This window comes from Gordonia sp. NPDC003950, assembly GCF_053605205.1.
The window spans coordinates 77,267-97,890 of the sequence record NZ_JBSGIT010000010.1 but is presented as its reverse complement, the minus strand read 5'-3'; the positions used below and the strand labels follow the sequence as shown (position 1 = coordinate 97,890).

Annotated in this window: 21 protein-coding genes; 11 read left to right on the top strand and 10 right to left on the bottom strand. The window is 66.9% G+C overall.

Going from position 1 to position 20,624, the window contains the following annotated elements:
• The first annotated feature begins 228 nt into the window (after window positions 1–228).
• A complete protein-coding gene (locus tag ACWETB_RS10995) occupies window positions 229–1,611 on the top strand; it encodes an acyltransferase (protein WP_452211083.1) in 1,383 nt (460 codons plus the stop codon).
• A gap of 266 nt (window positions 1,612–1,877) precedes the next feature.
• Here the strand turns inward: ACWETB_RS10995 and ACWETB_RS10990 are convergent, their stop codons facing one another.
• The 4 genes from ACWETB_RS10990 to ACWETB_RS10975 form a co-directional block, all read right to left on the bottom strand.
• A complete protein-coding gene (locus tag ACWETB_RS10990) occupies window positions 1,878–2,810 on the bottom strand; it encodes an SGNH/GDSL hydrolase family protein (protein WP_452211081.1) in 933 nt (310 codons plus the stop codon).
• 94 nt (window positions 2,811–2,904) lie between these two features.
• Window positions 2,905–3,792 (bottom strand): enoyl-CoA hydratase-related protein, encoded by an 888-nt coding sequence (locus ACWETB_RS10985; protein WP_449742127.1) that lies wholly within the window; start codon window positions 3,790–3,792, stop codon window positions 2,905–2,907.
• 140 nt (window positions 3,793–3,932) lie between these two features.
• Window positions 3,933–6,479, bottom strand: coding sequence for an ATP-dependent Clp protease ATP-binding subunit (locus ACWETB_RS10980; RefSeq protein WP_452211078.1), 2,547 nt, complete (start codon window positions 6,477–6,479; stop codon window positions 3,933–3,935).
• A gap of 269 nt (window positions 6,480–6,748) precedes the next feature.
• Entirely contained in the window at window positions 6,749–7,363 is a 615-nt protein-coding gene (locus tag ACWETB_RS10975) for a TetR/AcrR family transcriptional regulator (RefSeq protein WP_449742129.1), read from the bottom strand.
• 67 nt (window positions 7,364–7,430) lie between these two features.
• Between ACWETB_RS10975 and ACWETB_RS10970 the strand changes: the two genes are divergently transcribed.
• Together ACWETB_RS10970 and ACWETB_RS10965 are read left to right on the top strand one after the other, a co-directional pair.
• Window positions 7,431–8,306: an alpha/beta fold hydrolase gene (locus tag ACWETB_RS10970; protein ID WP_452211076.1), complete on the top strand. Its 876-nt coding sequence runs from the start codon at window positions 7,431–7,433 to the stop codon at window positions 8,304–8,306.
• A gap of 135 nt (window positions 8,307–8,441) precedes the next feature.
• On the top strand, window positions 8,442–9,011 hold the full coding sequence (locus tag ACWETB_RS10965) for an LppP/LprE family lipoprotein (protein ID WP_452211074.1): 570 nt from the start codon (window positions 8,442–8,444) through the stop codon (window positions 9,009–9,011).
• A 62-nt stretch (window positions 9,012–9,073) separates the two neighbouring features.
• Here the strand turns inward: ACWETB_RS10965 and ACWETB_RS10960 are convergent, their stop codons facing one another.
• Window positions 9,074–9,586, bottom strand: a complete 513-nt coding sequence (locus ACWETB_RS10960) for an ester cyclase (RefSeq protein ID WP_452211071.1) — start codon at window positions 9,584–9,586, stop codon at window positions 9,074–9,076.
• Window positions 9,587–9,646: 60 nt separating this feature from the next.
• Here ACWETB_RS10960 and ACWETB_RS10955 point away from each other — a divergent pair, with 60 nt between their 5' ends.
• The 4 genes from ACWETB_RS10955 (at window position 9,647) to ACWETB_RS10940 (ending at window position 12,817) form a co-directional block, all read left to right on the top strand.
• Window positions 9,647–10,288 (top strand): TetR/AcrR family transcriptional regulator, encoded by a 642-nt coding sequence (locus tag ACWETB_RS10955; protein ID WP_452211069.1) that lies wholly within the window; start codon window positions 9,647–9,649, stop codon window positions 10,286–10,288.
• An 81-nt stretch (window positions 10,289–10,369) separates the two neighbouring features.
• Window positions 10,370–10,894 carry a DUF1990 family protein gene (locus tag ACWETB_RS10950; protein ID WP_452211198.1) on the top strand — a complete coding sequence of 175 codons (525 nt, stop codon included), beginning with the start codon at window positions 10,370–10,372 and terminating at the stop codon, window positions 10,892–10,894.
• A 58-nt stretch (window positions 10,895–10,952) separates the two neighbouring features.
• On the top strand, window positions 10,953–11,492 hold the full coding sequence (locus ACWETB_RS10945) for an RNA polymerase sigma factor (protein ID WP_452211067.1): 540 nt from the start codon (window positions 10,953–10,955) through the stop codon (window positions 11,490–11,492).
• Complete coding sequence (locus ACWETB_RS10940; RefSeq protein ID WP_452211065.1) at window positions 11,489–12,817, top strand: VOC family protein; 1,329 nt, start codon at window positions 11,489–11,491, stop codon at window positions 12,815–12,817. The genes ACWETB_RS10945 and ACWETB_RS10940 overlap by 4 nt, the downstream gene beginning before the upstream one ends.
• Here the strand turns inward: ACWETB_RS10940 and ACWETB_RS10935 are convergent.
• Window positions 12,805–13,245 carry a winged helix-turn-helix transcriptional regulator gene (locus ACWETB_RS10935; RefSeq protein ID WP_452211063.1) on the bottom strand — a complete coding sequence of 147 codons (441 nt, stop codon included), beginning with the start codon at window positions 13,243–13,245 and terminating at the stop codon, window positions 12,805–12,807. The genes ACWETB_RS10940 and ACWETB_RS10935 overlap by 13 nt on opposite strands.
• Window positions 13,246–13,341: 96 nt before the next feature.
• Here ACWETB_RS10935 and ACWETB_RS10930 point away from each other — a divergent pair, with 96 nt between their 5' ends.
• From ACWETB_RS10930 to ACWETB_RS10915, 4 genes are all read left to right on the top strand, one after another.
• On the top strand, window positions 13,342–14,211 hold the full coding sequence (locus ACWETB_RS10930; RefSeq protein WP_452211061.1) for an NAD(P)H-binding protein: 870 nt from the start codon (window positions 13,342–13,344) through the stop codon (window positions 14,209–14,211).
• A 51-nt stretch (window positions 14,212–14,262) separates the two neighbouring features.
• The gene (locus ACWETB_RS10925; RefSeq protein WP_452211059.1) at window positions 14,263–15,582 is read left to right on the top strand and encodes a hypothetical protein; all 1,320 of its coding nucleotides are present in this window, start codon (window positions 14,263–14,265) and stop codon (window positions 15,580–15,582) included.
• Between the two features lie 204 nt (window positions 15,583–15,786).
• Window positions 15,787–16,590, top strand: coding sequence for a lytic murein transglycosylase (locus ACWETB_RS10920; protein ID WP_449742139.1), 804 nt, complete (start codon window positions 15,787–15,789; stop codon window positions 16,588–16,590).
• Window positions 16,591–16,745: 155 nt separating this feature from the next.
• Window positions 16,746–17,447 carry a S1 family peptidase gene (locus tag ACWETB_RS10915; protein WP_449742140.1) on the top strand — a complete coding sequence of 234 codons (702 nt, stop codon included), beginning with the start codon at window positions 16,746–16,748 and terminating at the stop codon, window positions 17,445–17,447.
• A 145-nt stretch (window positions 17,448–17,592) separates the two neighbouring features.
• Here ACWETB_RS10915 and ACWETB_RS10910 read toward each other — a convergent pair whose 3' ends face one another.
• The 4 genes from ACWETB_RS10910 to ACWETB_RS10895 form a co-directional block, all read right to left on the bottom strand.
• Entirely contained in the window at window positions 17,593–18,882 is a 1,290-nt protein-coding gene (locus ACWETB_RS10910; RefSeq protein WP_452211057.1) for a M18 family aminopeptidase, read from the bottom strand.
• Window positions 18,883–18,892: 10 nt separating this feature from the next.
• The gene (gene purQ / locus ACWETB_RS10905) at window positions 18,893–19,573 is read right to left on the bottom strand and encodes a phosphoribosylformylglycinamidine synthase subunit PurQ (RefSeq protein ID WP_348804637.1); all 681 of its coding nucleotides are present in this window, start codon (window positions 19,571–19,573) and stop codon (window positions 18,893–18,895) included.
• An 11-nt stretch (window positions 19,574–19,584) separates the two neighbouring features.
• Window positions 19,585–19,824 carry a phosphoribosylformylglycinamidine synthase subunit PurS gene (gene purS / locus ACWETB_RS10900; RefSeq protein ID WP_348804636.1) on the bottom strand — a complete coding sequence of 80 codons (240 nt, stop codon included), beginning with the start codon at window positions 19,822–19,824 and terminating at the stop codon, window positions 19,585–19,587.
• Between the two features lie 114 nt (window positions 19,825–19,938).
• On the bottom strand, window positions 19,939–20,421 hold the full coding sequence (locus ACWETB_RS10895; RefSeq protein WP_449742143.1) for a glutathione peroxidase: 483 nt from the start codon (window positions 20,419–20,421) through the stop codon (window positions 19,939–19,941).
• Between the last annotated feature and the right edge of the window lie 203 nt (window positions 20,422–20,624).

Below are 20,624 nucleotides of genomic sequence, written 5' to 3'. Positions count from 1 at the left end.
CCGCAGCGACGGTTGCGGAGTGCCCCGATGGCCGACCGACTTCGGTTCTCCCAGCAACACGGAGTAGCCTCACCCACTGCGACGTGCGAAGAACTGTGATCGTGCGAAGACTTGGATGGAGGGTCCCCGATCGTCACCGAACAGCCATCGACCGGCACCCCACCTGCCTCGTCGGACACCACGTCATCCAATGCTGCATCCTCTGACGCGGCCACACCGACGGCATCGGTGACCAAGCCTGCAACGACCGGTGCTCCGGAGACCGAGGCTGCGGCAACTCCCACCACCAAGCGCGACAAGCACCTCTACCAGATCGACCTCGTGCGTCTGGTGACCTTCGGCGGCGTGATCCTCGATCACGTCATGCTCACCGTCACTGCACCGACGAGCGTCGCCGCGGGCGCGGTGGAACTGTTCCTGCGCTACACCCGCTACGGGTTCTTCACCCTCACCGGCTTCGTGCTGACCTATCAGTACCGCAAGCGCGAACTGCAGACGATCCCGTTCTGGCGACGCCGCTTCAAACTCATCGGTCTGCCCTTCCTGACGTGGAGCCTCTTCTACTGGTTCTACGTGCGATATCACTTCCACGGTGTGCAATCGATCGTCGACGCCTGGAACAGCGTCGACGCGGTCAAACAATCGGTGAAGAGCATCGGCTACGACCTCCTCACCGGCCATGCCGCCTACCACCTCTACTTCCTGTCGGTGAGCATGCAGATCTATCTGGTGTTCCCGGCGGTCCTCTGGGTCCTCAAACGGACCTGGGGTTATCACCGATACCTGCTGGGCCTGAGCTTCGTCATCCAGATGACGATGATGTACCTGATGGTCCGGCCGCCGCTGTCGTTCCTCACCTGGGGGCTCCAGGGCGTGATCTGGCGCCACCTCGAGGTGCTGATCTTCCCGTACCAGTTCTTCATCTTCGCCGGTTGCGTGGCCGCCATGCACTACGAGGCCGTGCAGGCGTTCGTGAAGCGCTGGCGCGTCCACATGATGGCGATCGGTGCCGTCGTGCTCTTCGGGACCTGGCTGTACTACCTCTACACGGTCGACCAGGGCGAGAATCTGTTCCGCGCCACCAACGTCTTCATGCTGCACAACCTGTGGGCCTTCATCGCGATCATCGTGATCCTCTACAGCCTCGGCACCATCTGGCAGGAACGACGTCATCCCGGTTCCATCCCCGACAAGCTGATGAAGACCGCCTCGGACCGGTCCTTCGGCATCTACCTCGCCCACGCGCTCGCGATCTACGCACTGATGCCACAGATCGCCGACCCCGACATGCCGGCGGTCCCCCGAGTGCTCATCGCCTACGTCGCGACCGTGGCGCTGACCGTCTTCATGGTCGAAACCCTGCGTCGCAGCCCGATCAGCCTGATCACCACCGGCCGCAACCGCATCGACTGGCGCTCCCAGAACGCGACGCGGTCCGTTCTCGTCGGTGCGGCCGCGATCGTGCTGGGACTCGTCCTGCGATTCGGCTTCGACATGTGGGCGGGCAACCTCGTCGCCCTCACCGGCGCCTTCCTGATCTTCTCGATGGGCCTGGTGTACTGGCGTCAGATCCGCCACCACGATCACGAGTTCGTCGAGCAAGCGGTCTGAGGTCGCGGGCCGGTACCGGCTCGGTCTCGGGTGCTCGGTGTGCCCACTCGATGCGCAAGGGCGGCCTTCCCGTCATTGACAGCGCTCACGCGCGCGCTGTCAACGAGAACCGGGCGCTGTCAACGGTTCGGGGGCGCCCGTTCGACGGGAAACAGCGCCCACTCGACGCGAAACAGCGCCCATTCGACGGGAAACAGCGCCCATTCGACGGGAAACAGCACCCACTCGACGCGCAAGGGTACCCACTCGACGCGCGAGGGGTTGGGTCAGCGAACCGCGTTGATGATCATCGCGGCGACGGCGGCCTTACCTGCGGAATTCGGGTGATACGGCACAGGCGTCTCGAATCCCCGCAGCCACGGATCCGTTGAGCAGACCGTGTGGTCGGCTCCGGCGACCGACGCCGTGATCAGTTCGGCGCCCGAGATCTGGGCCGCCGCGGCGGTGACCATCGCCAGGCCGTCGAAGACGCGGATGGTGGCCTCGATCTCGGTCGGCGACAGGGGCAGCTTGGCGCAGGTGGGTCCACCGAGCACCACCGCCGGTGGGTAATCGACCAGCAGGATGCGTGCCTGCGGTGCGCGCTGGCGCACCGCGAAGACCGTGGCGATCATCTTCTGCTCGAGCGCCGCGAACCGTTCCGGCCCGGGTTCGGCCGGGATGGGACGGCCGAGATTGCAGGTACGTGCCGCGACCTCTTTGGCCACCTCGGGCGCGACGTTGCGGCAACTCATCGCGATCAGCCGCTGGATGTAGCCGACGTCGTTGCCGCCGGTGGTGATGGTGACCAGCGAGGTCTCCGGGGTCACCGCGTCGATCTGCGAATTCGGGGTGAACCGCTGCGGACGGTCGAGGATGTTGTCCGACGTCGATCCCGAGCACGTCGCGTCCACCAGGCTCATCCCGAGCGCGGTGGCGACCTGATTCGGATAGTTGTCGGGCGAACGCAGGCACCGATTGCTCAACGATTCGATGCCTCCGGGTCCGGCGGCGTACGAACTGCCCAGTGCCACATACTTCTGCGGGGCGGGCGCACTGATGTTCACCGGTGTCCCGGTCTCGTGCTGCGCCGCGGTACGCACCGATGGTGCCGCCTCGGTGTGCGACGCCAGCCCCGAACTCCCGGACAGCACGACGACGCCCGCGGCCACCAGGGCTCCGCAGGCCGTTGCGATACGACCGATCAAGGCTCGAGACATAACCGTCCAAGTTTCACACACGCGGCGCCGGAATCCACGGCGCGACCCATGTTGGGTTGACCACGCCGACAAGAACTTCTGACAACGCGCCGGCTCACCACCCGGTGGGCGTGTCGAAGATGTCGGGAAGGTCCGTCGCGACCGAGTCGGTGAACACCGGATCTCGCTTCTCGAGGAACGACATCACACCCTCGCGGACGTCGGCCATGCGGCCGCGCGCGTAGATCGCCGTCGAGTCGGCGCGGTGTGCGTCCCACGGACTCGGTGCACCGGCCATCCGCCACAGGAGTTGGCGGGTCAGCGCCACCGACACCGGTGCGGACCCGGCCGTCATCGATCGGGCCACCGCGATCGCGGTGTCGACGACCTCCTCGGGTGCGACCACCTGCTGCACCAGCCCTGCGTCCAGTGCCTCGGCCGCACTGACCATCTGCGCCCCCATCGTCCATTGCAGCGCGGTGGGTAGGCCCACCAGGCGCGGCAGGAACCACGTCGAACAGGCCTCGGGAACCAGCCCACGCTTGGCGAAGACGAAGCCGAAGCGGGCGTTGTCCGACGCGATCCGCGCGTCGGCGGGCAGCGTCATCGTCACACCCACCCCGGCCGACGGACCGTTGACGGCCACCACGACCGGTTTGAGCGATTCGAAGATGCGCAGGGCGACGCGACCCCCGTAGTCGCGGGGCACCTCCCCGGCGGCCTCCTCGGTGAGCTCGAAGGTCGATGCGCCCGCCCCGAGGTCGGCACCTGCGCAGAACGCGCGCCCGGCGCCGGTGATGACCACGGCGCGCACGGAATCATCGGCGTCGGTGTCATCGAGGGTGGCCATGAGCTGATCGCCCATCTCCGAGGTGAAGGCGTTGAGCCGATCCGGCCGGTTGAGGGTGATGATGGCGATCTCGCCGTCGCGGGTCACGGTGATCGGCGCCGCTGCGGTGGTCTCGCCGGACGCCGGGTCGCGATGGTCGGATTCGGTGGTCACAGTGTGCAGTCTCCTCGATCGGTTGCCAGTAGTCACGGTACTGAGTGACCACGGGCCGTGGACCGGGTCGAGCAACGACGACGCCCGCCGTATCCCCATCCGGGGTCACAGCGGGCGTCGTGGTATTCGATTGGGCGCGATCAGCTCTCGCTGCTGCCCTCACCTGCCTTGCTCAATTCGACCGGGGCGTCCGGCAGTTCGCGGGGCTTCTCCGAGCCGGTGAAGGTGAACGTGGCGTCCTCGCCGTCGCCTTCGCCGTCCCAGCCCTGCACGTCGATGAGGACGATCTGGCCGGGCGTGATGTCGCCGAACAGGATCTTCTCCGACAGCTGATCCTCGATCTCGCGCTGGATCGTCCGACGCAACGGACGGGCGCCGAGCACCGGATCGAAGCCGCGCTTGGCCAGCAACGACTTGGCCTTGTCGGTGACCTCGATGGCCATGTCCTTGTTGCGCAGAGCGGTCTCCACCCGGTTGAGCATCAGGTCGACCATCTGGATGATCTCTTCCTGCGTCAACTGGTGGAACACGACGATGTCGTCGATACGGTTGAGGAACTCCGGGCGGAAGTGCTTCTTCAGCTCGTCGTTGACCTTCATCTTCATGCGCTCGTAGTTCGACTTGGAATCGTCGCCCTTGCTGAAGCCCAGACCCACGGCCTTGGAGATGTCCGAGGTACCGAGGTTCGAGGTGAAGATCAGCACGGTGTTCTTGAAGTCGACCGTGCGACCCTGACCGTCGGTGAGGCGGCCGTCCTCGAGGACCTGCAACAGGGTGTTGTAGATCTCCGAGTGGGCCTTCTCGATCTCGTCGAACAGCACCACCGAGAACGGCTTGCGGCGCACCTTCTCGGTGAGCTGGCCGCCCTCTTCGTAGCCGACGTAGCCGGGAGGCGCACCGAACAGACGCGACGCGGTGAACCGGTCGTGGAACTCACCCATGTCGATCTGGATCAGCGCGTCGTCGTCGCCGAACAGGAAGTTGGCCAGCGCCTTGGACAGCTCGGTCTTTCCGACGCCGGACGGGCCCGCGAAGATGAACGAACCGGACGGGCGCTTCGGGTCCTTCAGGCCGGCGCGGGTGCGGCGGATCGCCTTGGAGACGGCCTTGACCGCATCCTCCTGGCCGATGATCCGCTTGTGCAGCTCCTCCTCCATGCGGAGCAGACGGGTGGTCTCCTCCTCGGTGAGCTTGAACACCGGGATGCCGGTCCAGTTGCCCAGCACCTCGGCGATCTGCTCGTCATCGACCTCGGCCACGACGTCCAGATCACCACTGCGCCACTGCTTTTCACGCTCGGCGCGCTCGGCGACGAGTTGCTTCTCCTTGTCCCGCAGGCCGGCGGCCTTCTCGAAGTCCTGCGCGTCGATCGCGCTTTCCTTCTCCTTGCGGGCGTCGGCGATCCGCTCATCGAACTCGCGTAGGTCTGGCGGTGCGGTCATCCGGCGGATGCGCATCCGGGCTCCGGCCTCGTCGATGAGGTCGATCGCCTTGTCCGGCAGGAAGCGGTCGTTGATGTAGCGGTCGGCCAGTGTGGCCGCGGCGACGAGTGCACCGTCGGTGATGGACACCCGATGGTGGCTCTCGTAGCGATCGCGCAGACCCTTGAGGATCTCGATGGTGTGCTCCACCGACGGCTCGCCGACCTGCACCGGCTGGAAGCGTCGCTCGAGTGCGGCGTCCTTCTCGATGTACTTGCGGTACTCGTCGAGGGTGGTGGCGCCGATGGTCTGCAGCTCACCGCGGGCCAGCTTCGGCTTGAGGATGGACGCCGCGTCGATCGCGCCCTCGGCGGCACCCGCACCGACGAGCGTGTGCAGCTCGTCGATGAACAGGATGATGTCGCCGCGGGTGTTGATCTCCTTGAGCACCTTCTTGAGGCGTTCCTCGAAGTCACCGCGGTAGCGGCTGCCCGCGACCAACGAACCGAGGTCGAGGGTGTAGAGCTGCTTGTCCTTGAGGGTCTCGGGCACCTGACCGTTGACGATGGCCTGGGCGAGACCCTCGACGACGGCGGTCTTGCCGACGCCGGGCTCACCGATGAGTACCGGGTTGTTCTTGGTGCGGCGGCTCAGCACCTGCATCACGCGCTCGATTTCCTTCTCGCGCCCGATGACGGGGTCGAGTTTGCCCTCCGACGCCGCCGCGGTGAGGTTTCGGCCGAACTGATCGAGGACCAGCGAGGTCGACGGGGTGCCACCCTGCTCGGTGGAGCGACCACCGGTCCCGGCCTCCTGCGGCTCCTTGCCCTGGTAGCCGCTCAGCAGCTGGATGACCTGCTGACGCACCCGGTTGAGGTCGGCGCCGAGCTTGACCAGCACCTGCGCCGCCACGCCCTCACCCTCGCGGATGAGGCCGAGCAGGATGTGCTCGGTGCCGATGTAGTTGTGGCCGAGCTGCAGCGCCTCACGCAGCGACAACTCGAGGACCTTCTTGGCACGCGGCGTGAACGGGATGTGCCCCGACGGCGCCTGCTGGCCCTGACCGATGATCTCCTCGACCTGACTGCGCACACCCTCGAGGGAGATGCCAAGGGACTCGAGTGCCTTGGCGGCGACTCCCTCACCCTCGTGGATCAGGCCGAGCAGGATGTGCTCGGTGCCGATGTAGTTGTGGTTGAGCATCCGCGCCTCTTCTTGGGCGAGCACGACAACCCGCCGAGCGCGGTCGGTGAACCGTTCGAACATTGTTCTCCCTCATTTCGCTTTCGCCCCGGCCGTCGTGTTGTCCCGATGATCACCGAGCGTTCGGTGATCGAGATAGGCGACAACTGCGATGGTGTCGGGGTACACGACGACCAGCCTGCTTCCACTCTAGAGGTCGTGTGGTGTGCACCTGCAGTTAACGCCCGCCTGAAGTGATGTCGAAACGGGTGACGACGGGGGTTCGAGCTGTACAACCGCCCTGCATGGCAGGCTGTTCCGGCCTCGCTACGCCGAGAGCGAACGCGGGACGATCAACCCTGTCCGGTCGTGAAGGAGTCGACAATCCGATCAAGGATCGCGGTCACCTGCGCGGTCGCGGTGGCCGAGTCCTCGGCTGCGGCCACGAACAGCGCCGACTCGTCAAGCGCGCCGAGTGCTACATGCGCCATCGGACGGGTGGGCCCTGGCGCGATCTGCCCGGCCTCCATCGCCGCAGCGAGCAGGGACTCGACGAGGGCAAAGCCGAACTCCTCTCCGCGCGCCCGCCACGCCGCCCAACCGAGAACCGCCGGCGCATCGACGAGGCCGATTGTCTGAGCCGCCGGATCGTGAAAGAACTCCAGAAATGCGCGAATGCCCGCCTTGAGGGCAGCCACCGGATCGGCGTCCACGAGTTCGGCCGTCGCGTCGACACAGAAGCGGGCCACGTCCTGTTCGAGTTCATCGAAGACGGCCGTGAAAAGACCCCTCTTGTCGTCGAACTGGTGATAGAGGGCGCCGCGAGTCACCCCGGCCCGCTCGACGATCGCCTGGGTTCCGACGCCCGCATATCCCTCACGTCCGAAAAGCTCCCGTCCGGCACTGACCAGCGCTGCACGGGTGGCCGCAGTGCGCTCCGCCTGCGTTCGACGACGATTGACATTCATACTGTGTGTACGTAACTTCCATACTCAGTGTTTGTAACTTGCTCGGCAACTCTACCGGGAGATCTCAATGCCATCGGTCCGTACAGTCGAACTCCCGTCGGGAGTCCTCGAGTACCGCGAGGTGGCGCCCGCTGGTCGCGCCACCAACCTGCCACCCGTCGTCTTCGTGCACGGAGTGGTCGTCGACGGTCGGATGTGGGAGTCGGTGGCCGCACGCCTCGGCGTGGCGGGTTTCCACTGCTATCTACCCACACTCCCCCTGGGTGCCCACCGCATCCCCTGGGGGTCAGACGCCGATCGTTCTCCACGTGGTGCAGCAACGCTGGTCCGTGAATTCGTCGCCGAACTCGGCCTGTCCGCGGCCATCCTGGTGGGCTGCGACACCGGCGGCGCAGTCTGCCAGTTCGCGCTCGACGCCGATCCCGGCTTCGTCGGACGGGTGGTCTTCACCAATTGCGATGCCTTCGAACAATTTCCACCACAGCCGTTCCGCATCATCTTCGGTCTTCTCACGCAACGGTCACTGCTGCGACCACTCATCGCCGGGCCACTACAGCTCCGAGCACTGCGCCATAGCGCGCTCGGCGTGGGACTTCTGATCACCGACCCCGACCCCACGTACACACGCTCGGTCTTCGATCCGCTGCGGACCGATCCGGCCATCCGCGATGACTTCGTCACGTTCCTGCGCGCCATCGATCGACGAGAACTCGCTGAGTTGACGCCTCGACTATCCCGGGTGACATGTCCGGTGTCGGTGGTGTGGGGCATGTCCGACAAGGCATTTCGTCCCACCCTCGGCCGACGGTTGGCAGCGGTGTTCGAGCAGGGCGAGTTCATCGAGGTCGCGAACTCCCGCACGTTCGTGGCGATGGATCAACCGGAGGCACTCGCCGAGTCGATCATCGCGAACAGCCGGAAGGTGGGTATCACGACCGAATGACAATTCCTGAACTCCGCTAACAATCCTCGGGCGACGCCGATGTGACGAGTACGGAATGACTTCCGGTAGGGAACTACTTCCGGGGTCGGGACAACGGTCGGGAACGAACGCCACCACATCGAGGAAGGCCGCATCATGATCGATCCATCACCAACCTCCCGCACATCCACACGTCGTCGCCCGCGCACTCTCCGGCGGCTGGTGATCGCGTGCCTGTCGGTGACCGGCATCGTCGCCGGCACCCTCGGCGCGACGTCGATCGGTGCGGGCAGCGCGGCAGCCGCACCCAACGGCAGCGGACACGGCATGTGCTTCGACATCAACTCAGCCCTGGCCCGCACCTCGGCCGCCAAGGTCGGACGAGACGTCAACGGCGGCACCTTCGTCCCGTACCGGGCCAGCAACAATCCCATCTCCCGCGGCTGCAACCTGGACTGGATGCTGGTGAACGGCAACGGGATCGGCGATGCGACGTATCAGTCGCGGGTGCTGCTGTTCGCCGGCGGACGATTCCTGGGCACAGTCGACCCGAAGCCCTTCGGATACACCAGCATCTCCGGATACTCGCCGTATCACGTGACCGTCCGTTACCGCTGGCTGCTGCCCCAAGATGCCTTCTGCTGCGCGAGTGGCGGACCGACGTATGTGACGGCGGTCCAATTCGCCGGCAACATCATCCGGTGGGGCAGCTTCCCGCCGGCGTGATCCGGTACCACCATCGCCCCCTTGTCATCTCGGGCTGGTCGTCATCTCGCTCGGGCTGGTCGTCATCTCGCGCTGCGCGCTCGTCTGGTGGCGAGCGCGCAGCGCAGCAGGTAGCCCGGACTCGGCGGAACCCACCCCAGTTGTCGCGCCATCCCCTGATCGTCCCGATTGGCCCAATGCTCTACGCACAGGCCATCGACGAGCCGATACCAATGAGTCTGCGTGACAGCGAAACGTCGACCGGTCGGGGCGAAGGCCCGCTCGACGCGCCCGGCCGCGTCGTAGACGACGAACGGGCCGCGATGCGTTCCGGACATCGTCGCGTGAATCACGACGAGGTCGCGATCGGACACCACGTCGAGCACGTCGAAGGACAGGTCGGGAAAGGCCGCACGGAGCCACCGCGCGGTCGCCCTGAATGCTTCCGGGCCACGCCCACGACACGCGGGCGGTTCCTCGACCGCTTCACGATTGACTGCGTCCGGATGAATGTGGGCGCCGAAGGAGTCCAGGTCTCCCGCACCCATGTCCACCAGAGAACGCAGAGCCACTCCGGTCGGATCGACGACACTCATGGAATCCCCCACCAATTTGGATACAGATCGCTGTAATGAAAATAGAGTATTCATTACAGAGTGCCTGGAGTCAATAGCGCGTCTCGTGGATATGACAGCTCGCGTCGACGCGAACGCGCCCGGGAGACCCGCCGCCGCATCGTCGCCGCAGCCACCAAGGCCTTCGAGCGCGACGGGTTCGCCGCGACGATCGCCGACATCGCACGCGAGGCGGAGGTATCGCCGGAAACCGTCTACAAGGGTTTCGACGGCAAGGCCGGGCTGCTCAAAGAGGCTTTCGACCAGGCGATCGCGGGCGACGACAAGCCTGTTCCGATAGCCGAGCGCCCCGAGACCGCCGTCATCGATGCCGAACCCGACGCTCGCACCAAGATCCGCATGTACGCCTCGGTGGGCACGGAGCGTGCCGCCCGGGTGTCACGATTGATGCCGGTGATCCGGGCCGGAGCAGCGCAGGAACCGAATCTGGCGCGGCTCTACGACGAGTTGCTGGGGCAACGCCTGGCCGGAATGACCGCCCTGGCCACCACGCTCATGAGCACCGGTGAGGTCCGTTCCGGGATCACCGTCGAGCATGCGCGCGACGTGCTGTGGACGCTGATCGCACCGGAGGTGTTCGACATGCTCGTCATTCAGCGCGGATGGTCACTCGAGGACTACCAGGAGTGGTTGATCCGATCCATGACCGCCGAATTGCTCTGATTTGCGCACGAATCCCGCCCGGTGAGGACGCGCGTCCGGCAGAATGTCCGGCGCGGGAGATCGGGGTATGTTCCGCGCATGATCGATCCGAGCGCCTGGGCCGGGGTGCCGTTCACCTATTCCGAGGTCGGTGCGACGGCGTCCACCCCGCCCGCCGATGCCCATGCGATTCACGTCGAGCGCGTCGTCGGAGCGGGCCGGACCGACTTCGTCGCCGCCGCCGAGTTCATCCTCGGCTACGGCATGCAGCGCGGTGCCGGACTACGCGTGCGCGCGAACACACCGACCGCCGCCGTCGACACGATCATGGTGATGTCGGCGCCGGTGTTCGGGCGCATCCGGATTCCGTGCCGGGTGGTGTACGTGCTCGACGAGCCCGATCGGGCCGGTTTCGCCTACGGCACCCTCGCGGGGCATCCGGAGAGCGGCGAGGAACTCTTCAGCGTCGAACACCGCCCGGACGACTCGGTGGTGGCGGTGATCCGGGCGTTCTCCCGCCCGGGACGCTGGTACACCCGACTGGGCGGACCGCTGGTGAGAGCGGCGCAGGCCGCGACGACGCGACGCTACCTCTCCGCGATCACCGACGCCGTCGGCGCGCACTGATCAGAAATACCTTCCCCGAGACCGCCGGATTTCGGCCCCCGCCGACGACGATAGAGACGTGAGCGGTCAACGCGGCGGTGCCCAAGCACTGCTGGAGTGCTACGACGAGGCACTGCCGGCGGTATATGGGTACGTGCTGCGCCGCTGCTCGGACCGGGGCGTCGCCGAGGACGTGACGTCGGAGACCTTCCTGGCCGCGATGGACACCGTGCGCCGCGACACCGACCTGATGCCCAGCGTGGCCTGGCTGATCGGGGTGGCACGGCACAAGCTGGCCGATCACTGGCGCCGCGCCCAACGCACCCCCGAGCCGGTCGACGAGATACCGGAGAGCGCGGGCGACGACTGGGATGCGCACCTCGATCGGATGATCGCCCATCACACGCTTGCCCAGCTCTCCCCGATCCACCGCGCAGCGCTGACCCTGCGTTACGTCGACGACCTCCCGGTCGCCGAGTGTGCCGCCCTGCTCGATCGCACCGTCGGCGCCACCGAGGCACTGCTCACCCGGGCAAAGCGAGCGTTTCGCGCTGCCTACCCCGAGGAGACGACCCACCCCGAGCAGACCCGGCCATCCCGGAAAGGAGGACGCGCATGAGCACCGACGGGACCGAATTCGTTTCGCCGACAGATCCTTTCGTCGCGCTGCGCGCGTCGGCCGGACCGGAATGGACCGATCCGATCGCACCCGACCCCGACTTCGCCGCGCGTCTGCGTGATCTCCTCGAGCGCGGCGCCACCCTACCGACAGGAGTTGTCATGTCCACCACCACCGTCGAGGACCCCACCGCACCCACCAACCCGACCGCACCGGTCGTCGAACGGCCCGGAGCCCTCCCCTATCTCACCGTGCGCGATGCCCGTGCGGCCGTCGACTGGTATGTCGCGCACCTCGGGGCGCGGCTTCGCGGTGAGCCGATCCTGATGGACGACAACACCATCGGGCACGCCGAACTCGAGATCGGCGACGGCGTGCTTTATCTCGCCGAGGAGTTCCCCGACATGGGTTTGCAGGCACCGGGTCCCGGCCACGTGTCGGTGAGCCTGATGCTCCCGGTGCCCAGCGCCGACGCGGCCCTCGCGAACGCCCGCGGCGGGGGCGCGATCGTGACCCGGGAACCGTACGAGGCACACGGCACCCGATCGGCCACCATCATCGATCCCTTCGGTCATCGGTGGATGCTCACCGGCCCGGTGCTCGCGACCACCGTTGTACCCGAGCCGCTCCGGCCCGGCGATATCGCCTACCTATCGCTGCAGACCCCCGATGTCGAGAAGGCGGCACGCTTCTACGGTGCGGTATTGGGGTGGGAGTACGATCCGAGCCGTCGCCAGGTCACCAATCTCGGCCACCGGCTGGGCATTTCGGCCGCGAGTGACTACGGGGTGAACACCCTGTTCTGCGTGTACGCCGTCGACGATTTCGACGCCGCACACGCGGCGGTCGTCGCCGCCGGTGGTCGCGCCGGAGAGGTGTCGACAGCCGGCGACGGCGTGCGGGTACTCGACGCCGTCGACGATCAGGGAGTCGCCTTCTCGATGTACATCCCTCAGGCGAATGATCAACGCATGCAACAGAATCCGTCCGGCCACGGCGAGATGTCGTACCTCACGGTGCACACCCCCGACAGCAGCCGACTGCGGTCGTTCTACGGCTCCGTGCTGGGCTGGTCCTTCACACCCGGGCGCATCGACGACGGCTGGGAGGTCGACGGCGCCCATCCGCAGATCGGCATCGCCGGTGGTGCGGATTCGTCTGTCGCCGAACCGATGTGGAATGTCTCCGACATCGACGCCGCGGTGGCGCGGGTGCGCGATGCCGGCGGCCGGGTGCTACGCGAACCCGATCGTCAGGCCTACGGGATCACCGCGCACTGCGTCGACGATCAGGGCGCCCGGTTCTACCTCGGTCAGCTCTTCTGACGCGACTCGTCGAACGCGTCGCGTGACCGCGCGACACTCTCGACGCTGCCCTCGACAAGTTCGATCAACCCCAACAGTCGTGCCGCCACGTCGGCACCGAGTTCGGTCAGCGAATACTCCACCTTCGGCGGAATCGACTGCAGCACGGTTCGATTCACGAATCCGTCGCGTTCGAGGTGCTGGAGCGTCCGGGACAGCATCCGCTCACTGACACCGTCGACGCGGCGACGCAGGGCACTGAATCGCAGATCCCCCTCGCCGAGTGCGACCAGCGCGAGCAGTCCCCAGCGACTGGTGACGTTCTGCAGGATGTCGCGCGAGGCGCAGTCACGGGCGAAAACATCGGCCATCAGAGCCGAGTCCGGCTCATCGCCGACCGGGTCGATCCCGGGGTCGGTGGCGGCGGACTCGGCGGACATGACAGTCATCGTATGCCCCCATCCACGCTGGCGCTAACCCTCATGGTTGCACCGCACGAATAGTAAGTGCATGATGATCAGGAAGCCGAACGAAGGAGCATCACCATGACCAGCTACGCCGTGACCGGAGCCACCGGAGCCCTGGGTGGCCTCGCCGTGTCCGCACTCATCGACCGGGGCGTCGCCCCCGCAGACATCCACGCCGTCGTCCGCGACCCCGACAAGGCGGCATCACTGCGCGATCTCGGTGTGGACGTGCGCGTCGCCGACTACTCCGACCCCGCCGCGCTGCGCGCCGCACTCACCTGCGTCGACCGACTGCTCCTCGTGTCGGGATCGGCGGTTGGATCACGAGTCCCCCAGCACCGCAACGTGATCGAGGCCGCCCGCGACACCGGCGTCACCCTCGTCGCCTACACGAGCATCCTGCGGGCCGACACCTCGCCGCTGGCCCTCGCACAGGAGCATGCCGCAACCGAGAAGATCCTCGTCGAATCCGGCGTCGGCTACGTCCTGCTGCGCAACGGCTGGTACTGGGAGAACTATCTGCAGTCGGCGCCGGCCGCCATCGAATCGGGCGTGCTGTCCGGCGCGGCCGGGACGGGCACCGTCGGCGGGGCGGCTCGTGCCGACTTCGCCGGTGCGGCCGCCGCCGCCCTCGTCGACGCGGCAGGCGGGGAGATCTATGAACTCACCGGAGATGAGCACCTCACCTACCCGGAGATCGCCGCGGCACTGGCGCAGGTCAGCGGCCGGCCGGTCGCCTACCAGGACCTCCCCGAGGCCGACTACGCGGCCGGACTCGAGCAGGCCGGCATCCCGGCACAGTTCGCGGCGATCCTCGCGGACTCTGATGCGGGCGTGGCACGCGGTGATCTCGATTCCGACTCGACCGCGTTGCACGACCTGCTCGGGCGGCCCACCACACCGCTCGTCGACGTGCTGCGCGCCGGGCTGGTCAGCGCCCCCGCCTGAGCGCCGCCTGGCCTCCCGACGCCGGCCGGTCGACGTGATTGACTGTTCGCCATGTCACTTCGCGCCGACCTGCGCCGTCTGGCCCACCGCCTTCCGTTCGGGATCGGGACCGTGGTCGCGATCCTGGCGGCAGCGATGGTGGCATCGGTCGGCGCGGTCCTGGCGATGGGCACCCCCGACGACGCCGACACGGTTCACGACTACGGACAGTTGCGGTCGTATCCGCATGCCCCGGCGGCGGCGTGGACGATCACCGATCGGCGCCTGCCCGGGTACACCGCCGCCGTCGGTCGGATCGAGGTCGCGGCCACCCACGGCGACGAGTGGTTGCTCAGCTACCCGTCGGGCATCGGACGCAGCTATCTGCTCGTCGACCGCGGCGACGGCCACGCGCTGTGGCCGTCGCCGGTCCGGGCGGGCACCGGGAGTTGCGACATCACCGATGACGGCGTGGTGGGATGTGCCGTCAACGCGAGCAGCGACCTCGCCAAGGGCTTCTATCTCGTCGAGGACGACGGCACACCCACCGCCGCGCCGGGTGACGACGACTCCGCGAAGGTCGTCGCCGTCGGCCACAACTTCGCGCACATCGACGCGACCGGATATCAGGTCACGCTGCGCACGCCGTCGGGTCGCACGCTGTGGTCGCGCTCGTTCTCCGACAGTGCCACACCGGAGGTCACCGCCAACGGCCTGCTGATGATCACCACCTCCGGGGGTGCGCGGTTCATCGTCGACCGTGGCACCGGCGCCGATCTGCTGACGTGCTCGGGGTGCACGATCAACGTCTATCCCACCGGCATCACCGTCGACCGCACCGACGCCGACACCCGCACCTTCGATTCCTATGCCGTCGACGACGGTCGGATCGATCCGACCCCCACCGCGCACAAGGACGGCTGGCACGTCATACCGGGGCCGACAACCCTTCCGGTGCTGGCCCTGACCGGACTCGCGCAGATGCAGGCGACCGACGGGCTCTATGTGATCGTCGACCCGGCCCGATCCGGCGCGCTCTGGCAGGTGACCGATCCCGAACTCTCCAAGGCCAACACCCGCCCATGCGGCCGCTACGTCGCGTTCGCGCTGAAGGATCGGTCGCGGTCGATTCACGCCCTGTCCGACGGTTCGGCGGTCGGCTCGCTGCCGGCACCGTCGTTCGAGGATCCCAACGGCAACCTCGACAATCTGCGGTGCGTCGGATCCAGTGGAAGCCTATTGGTCTTCGCCAACGGCGCGCGGATCTCGGCGGTCGATCCGGCCACCGAGTCGACCGCGTGGTCGGTCGACGTGAACGGGGCCGTCGACAGCGTCGACGGTTTCATCGTGGCGCACGAGGGAAGTACCCTGCGCGTCTTCCAGCCCAGCTGAGCACGCCATTGTGGCGGGTATCACATTGCTCCGATCGCGACCGTGATGACCTGCATCGGCATATGCGACGCTCAGCCGACTCCCAGGATTTGATAACGACCAGATAACGGATTGGACACGCTGGCGTGTAGCGTCGTCGGCGGTCCGCGACCGAACACATGCTCGCGGGCCTCGATGTACCCGAGATGTTCTGAGGTCCGACCGTTGGGAAAGCACTCCAAGCCACGCTCGCCACTCCTTCCACGAGCGCGTAAACCGTTGATGGCCACCGCCTTGATCCCGGTCGTCGGCGCCTTTGCCGTCGCGGCCGCCGCCGCCACCGACGACGGCGGGCAGGCCGTCGCCCAACCCGCCGCGATGTCGACGCCCACCGCTTCACACACCGCCTCGTCGGCCTCCCCGGAGGCGGTCGGCGCACCCGCGCCCGCGGCGCACACCGCAATCACCGCGACACCCGCCGTCGCCACCCCGGCCGCGGCGCCGCTGCCCGCCAGCGTGACCGACGGAGCGGTTCCGACAATCAACTTCGAGGCCTACCGCAAGGCCGCCGACACGATTGCCCGCACCGAACCGGTGTGTGGCATCGATTGGAAATTGATCGCGGGGATCGGCAAGGTCGAATCGCACCACGCCAACAACGGCGACGCCGACACGTCCGGCCGTCTGCGCACGCCGATCTTCGGCCCCACCCTCGACGGTTCGTTGGCCGGCAATCAGGTGATCACCGACACCGACGGCGGACGTCTCGACGGCGATGCCGTCCACGACCGGGCGGTCGGGCCGATGCAGTTCATCCCGGCGACGTGGCAGAAGTACGGGGCCGACGGCAACGGCGACGGCGTTGCCGACCCCCAGAACATCTTCGACGCGGCCCTCACCACCGCGCGCTATCTCTGCGACGGCGGCCTCGACCTGCGCAATGCCGCGGCCCAGACGACTGCGGTGCTGCGCTACAACAATTCGATGACCTACGTCTCCGACGTCCTGGGGTTCGCGCGCGAGTACTGACGGGCGCAGTGTGACGACGGGACCTGACGACGGGACCGGCAACACGATCGGGACCCATCACAGTTGACTTCCCCGACCCACTGGATAGAGTGACGTTACCCATCGGGGGATTCGACATCGTGAACTCCCCGTCCTCATTTGCGAACGGAGAGTTCATGAGGCGCATCCTGCGCATCGTCACCGTGGTTGTCGGGCTGCTGCTGGCCCTGACACCCGCATTCACGGCACACGCCGCACCGCTCGCACCCGTCGGTGGTGGTAGCGGCATCGTCATCGACTCGCGGTACGGCTGCACGATGACGACTGTGGGACACGATCGCGCCGGACGACTCATCGGCCTCACCGCCGGCCACTGCGGCGATGTCGGATCGCGAATCTCGTTGGAGAACAACCCCCGAGCCGGGGTCGTCGGCCGCATCGTCCAGAAGAGCAAGCCCGGCGACTACGCGGTGATCCAGCTCGATACCAGCCGCGTGTTCGGCACCCGGACCGCCGGCGGCGCCACCATCCGTTCCGTCGGAGCGTTCCCGCCCGCCGGCGCGTCGGTCTGTAAGACCGGCCGCACCACCGGTTTCAGCTGCGGCCCGGTCCTGCAGACCTCCAGCACCGACAGCCTCAGCTACGTCTGCGCCAACCACGGCGACTCCGGCGGACCGGTACTCTCGGGCAACCGCGTCGTCGGCATGCTCAACGGCGGACTGATCGTCGGTATCCCCGGCACGCCGATCAAGGGTGCCATCGGCTGTATCCACCCCGCCGTCCCGGTCTACACACCGATGGTCGCCACCAAGATGACCGCCATCGTCGGCGACCTGAACTACTACGGACGCTACGGAGCCGGTTTCCGTCCGATCTGAATGACGTTGGCAGCGCCCTGAATTACGTTGACAGCGCCCACCCTGACGCTCATCGCATTCGGGTGGGCGCTGTCAGCGTGAGGAAGAGCGCTGTCAGCGTCAGGGAGAGCGCCGTCAGCGGGTGGCGGGCTGCCGGTCGGGATCGCTAGTCGGCGCTCAGAAATGCCTGCAGCGCAGCCGAATACATCGGAACGTCGGCGGCACCCATCATCTCGCGGGCACTGTGCATCGCCAATTGGGGCGCACCGACGTCGATGGTCATCAGACCGGTGCGGGTGGCGGTGATGGGGCCGATCGTCGATCCGCAGGGCAGGTCGGCGCGGTGGATGTAGCGCTGCATCGGTACCCCGGCGGTGTCGCAGGCGAGCGCGAAGATGGCCTCCCCCACCGCATCCGAGGCGTAGCGCAGATTCTGATTCACCTTGAGCACCGGACCGCCGTTGATCGCGATGCGGTGAGACGGTTCGTGACGCTCCGGATGATTGGGATGGGTGGCGTGCGCCATGTCCCCGGACACGCACACACTCGAGGCCATCGCCTGCAGGTAGTCGGCACGGGTTCCGCCGCGCGTCAGCACGATTCGTTCGAGGGTGGTCGCCAGGAAGTCCGACGCGGCGCCCCGTTCGGATCCGCTGCCGACCTCTTCGTGGTCGAACAGCGCCAACACCCGGGTGTGGACCGACGGCGCACCGTCGAGCAACGCGCGCAACCCGGCGTAGCATGTGCCCTGATTATCCAGCCGTGGCGCGCTGAGTAGATCATGATCGGCACCGATCAGCCCCGACGGCGCGATGTCGTGGGTCATCAGTTCCCAGCCGAGCAACGAATCCGGTTCGATGCCGGCGTATTCGGCCACCCAGCTCAGCACGCTCGGCACGTCGTCACCGATACCCCAGATGCCATCGACGTGGCGCTGCGGATCCGGGGAGACACCCTTGCGGTCGGCGGAGAGGTGAATCGCCAACTGCGGCACCCGCACCACCGGTTCGGTCACATGAACCAGTGTGTGCGCCACGGAGTTTCCCGATCGGTACGCCAGCCGCCCGGACAGCCCGAGGTCGCGGTCCAGCCACGAGTTCAGCCACGCCCCGCCGTACGGCTCGAGCGCGATCATCGCGACGCCCGCACTCATTCGGTCCGGACGTTGCTTGAGTCGCAGGTTGGGACTGTCGGTGTGGCCGCCGACGATGCGGAAGTCGTTGCCGTCACCGAGATCCCACGCGATGATCGAACCACCGCGGATGACGTAGAACCTCCGATCCGGTGACGGGATCGACGCGTCCTGTTCGGTGAGCCACTCGTGTTCCTCGAACAGCCGCCGAAAGCCCGCCGCCTCCAACACTGTTGCGACGGTGGCGCAGACGTGGAACGGCGACGGCGAGGCGTCGATGAACTCGGCGAGCCCGGCCGCCGTCGCCGTCGTGGACAGACTCATGCGCGGCGACTCATGCGGCCGAGAGCACGGCGTCGATGGCCGAGTAGAACATCCCCAGACCGTCGTCGCTCGGGCCGGTCAGCGCCTCGGTGGCATGCTCGGGATGCGGCATCAGACCGACGATGCGGCCGTCGGGGCTGCTGATGCCGGCGATGTCGAGTGCAGAACCGTTGGGATTGCCGCCCGCATAGGTGAAGACGATGAGGCCCTCGCCCTCGAGTTCCTCGAGTTTGCGCTGCGGCGCGACGTAACGCCCCTCACCGGACTTCAGCGGAATGAGGATCTCCGCACCCCGCTCGAAGCGTGAACTCCAGGCGGTGGTGGTCGACTCCACCCGCAGCCACTGATCGCGGCAGATGAAGTGCAGTCCCTCGTTGCGCGTCAGGGCGCCGGGCAGCAGACCGGCCTCACACAGCACCTGGAAACCGTTGCAGATTCCGAGGACCGGCATGCCCTTGCCCGCGGCCTCGATGACCGAACCCATGACGGGCGCGAACTTCGCGATGGCACCGGCGCGCAGGTAGTCGCCGTAGGAGAAGCCGCCCGGCACGATGACCGCGTCGACCCCTTTCAGGTCCGCATCGCCGTGCCACAGGTCGACGGCCTCGGCGCCGGCGAGGCGGACCGCGCGGGCCGCGTCGACGTCATCGAGGGTGCCCGGGAAGGTGATGACCCCAATTCGTGCGCTCATCTGCTCCCGACCTACTCCGAGACCCGGGAGACGCTGAAGTTCTCGATGACCGTGTTGGTCAGCAGCTCCTCGGCGATCCGCTCCAGGGTCACGTCGTCGACGCTGTCGTCGACCTCGAGTTCGAATCGCTTGCCCTGCCGGACGTCACCGATCCCGCTGAATCCCAGGCGCCCCAGCGCGCCGACGATCGCCTGACCCTGCGGATCGAGGATCTCGGCCTTGGGCATCACGTCGACCACCACTCGTGCCATCGGCAATTGCTCCCATTCGGTATGTCCATGTGTCGCGTCGGAAAATGGACTTTGGCTGATCACGGGCTACCTTACCGGCATCACGGGCGCCCGCTCGCCCCGACCGCCACCGGTCTAGAGAGCCGCTTCGATGGCCTCGATCACCTCGGGGGCGGTCGGTTCGGTGCGCGGGCGGAACCGGGCGGTGACCTCACCGTCGGAGCCGACGACGAACTTCTCGAAGTTCCACTGGATGTCGCCCGCTTCTCCGTCGGCGTCGGTGGCCTGGGTGAGTTCGGCGTAGAGCGGATGGCGGTCGTCGCCGTTCACGTCGGCCTTCGCCAGCAGCGGGAAGGTCACGCCGTAGTTCGTGGAACAGAACGTGGCGATCTCCTCCGGGCTGCCGGGCTCCTGCCCCATGAACTGGTTGCAGGGGACACCGACGACGGTCAGCCCGCGGTCGGCGTACTTCTCGGCGAGCTCCTCGAGACCCGTGTACTGCGGGGTGAGGCCGCATTTGCTGGCGACGTTGACCACCAGCAGCGGACCGTCGAAGTCCGACAGCGACAGTGCCGATCCGTCGAGGGCGGTGACCGGGATGTTCTTGACATTGCTCATGGCATCCGAGCGTAGTCGCCCTCGGTGTGACCCCCGTTGCTTCTGCGAGGGGTTGGCGGAATCGATTGTTCGCCGGCAAGGCGGAGGAGGGAGCAATGGCGGAGCCATTGTGACCGACGACAACGCAGCCAGGGGGGCAATCGAGCCGCCAAGACCCACAAAGGGCAACGGGAGACATGCCCTATGACCGAGCTCACCATTAT

Bases quoted from the DNA above. Each gene is read 5' to 3' on its own strand.
- ACWETB_RS10895 (WP_449742143.1), bottom strand. From the start codon at position 20,421: ATGAGCAATGTCAAGAACATCCCGGTCACCGCCCTCGACGGATCGGCA.
- ACWETB_RS10935 (WP_452211063.1), bottom strand. From the start codon at position 13,245: ATGACTGTCATGTCCGCCGAGTCCGCCGCCACCGACCCCGGGATCGAC.
- ACWETB_RS10990 (WP_452211081.1), bottom strand. From the start codon at position 2,810: ATGTCTCGAGCCTTGATCGGTCGTATCGCAACGGCCTGCGGAGCCCTG.
- ACWETB_RS10925 (WP_452211059.1), top strand. From the start codon at position 14,263: ATGTCACTTCGCGCCGACCTGCGCCGTCTGGCCCACCGCCTTCCGTTC.
- purQ (WP_348804637.1), bottom strand. From the start codon at position 19,573: ATGAGCGCACGAATTGGGGTCATCACCTTCCCGGGCACCCTCGATGAC.
- ACWETB_RS10960 (WP_452211071.1), bottom strand. From the start codon at position 9,586: ATGAGTGTCGTCGATCCGACCGGAGTGGCTCTGCGTTCTCTGGTGGAC.
- ACWETB_RS10930 (WP_452211061.1), top strand. From the start codon at position 13,342: ATGACCAGCTACGCCGTGACCGGAGCCACCGGAGCCCTGGGTGGCCTC.
- ACWETB_RS10940 (WP_452211065.1), top strand. From the start codon at position 11,489: ATGAGCACCGACGGGACCGAATTCGTTTCGCCGACAGATCCTTTCGTC.
- ACWETB_RS10980 (WP_452211078.1), bottom strand. From the start codon at position 6,479: ATGTTCGAACGGTTCACCGACCGCGCTCGGCGGGTTGTCGTGCTCGCC.
- ACWETB_RS10915 (WP_449742140.1), top strand. From the start codon at position 16,746: ATGAGGCGCATCCTGCGCATCGTCACCGTGGTTGTCGGGCTGCTGCTG.
- ACWETB_RS10975 (WP_449742129.1), bottom strand. From the start codon at position 7,363: ATGAATGTCAATCGTCGTCGAACGCAGGCGGAGCGCACTGCGGCCACC.
- ACWETB_RS10965 (WP_452211074.1), top strand. From the start codon at position 8,442: ATGATCGATCCATCACCAACCTCCCGCACATCCACACGTCGTCGCCCG.
- ACWETB_RS10970 (WP_452211076.1), top strand. From the start codon at position 7,431: ATGCCATCGGTCCGTACAGTCGAACTCCCGTCGGGAGTCCTCGAGTAC.
- ACWETB_RS10910 (WP_452211057.1), bottom strand. From the start codon at position 18,882: ATGAGTCTGTCCACGACGGCGACGGCGGCCGGGCTCGCCGAGTTCATC.
- purS (WP_348804636.1), bottom strand. From the start codon at position 19,824: ATGGCACGAGTGGTGGTCGACGTGATGCCCAAGGCCGAGATCCTCGAT.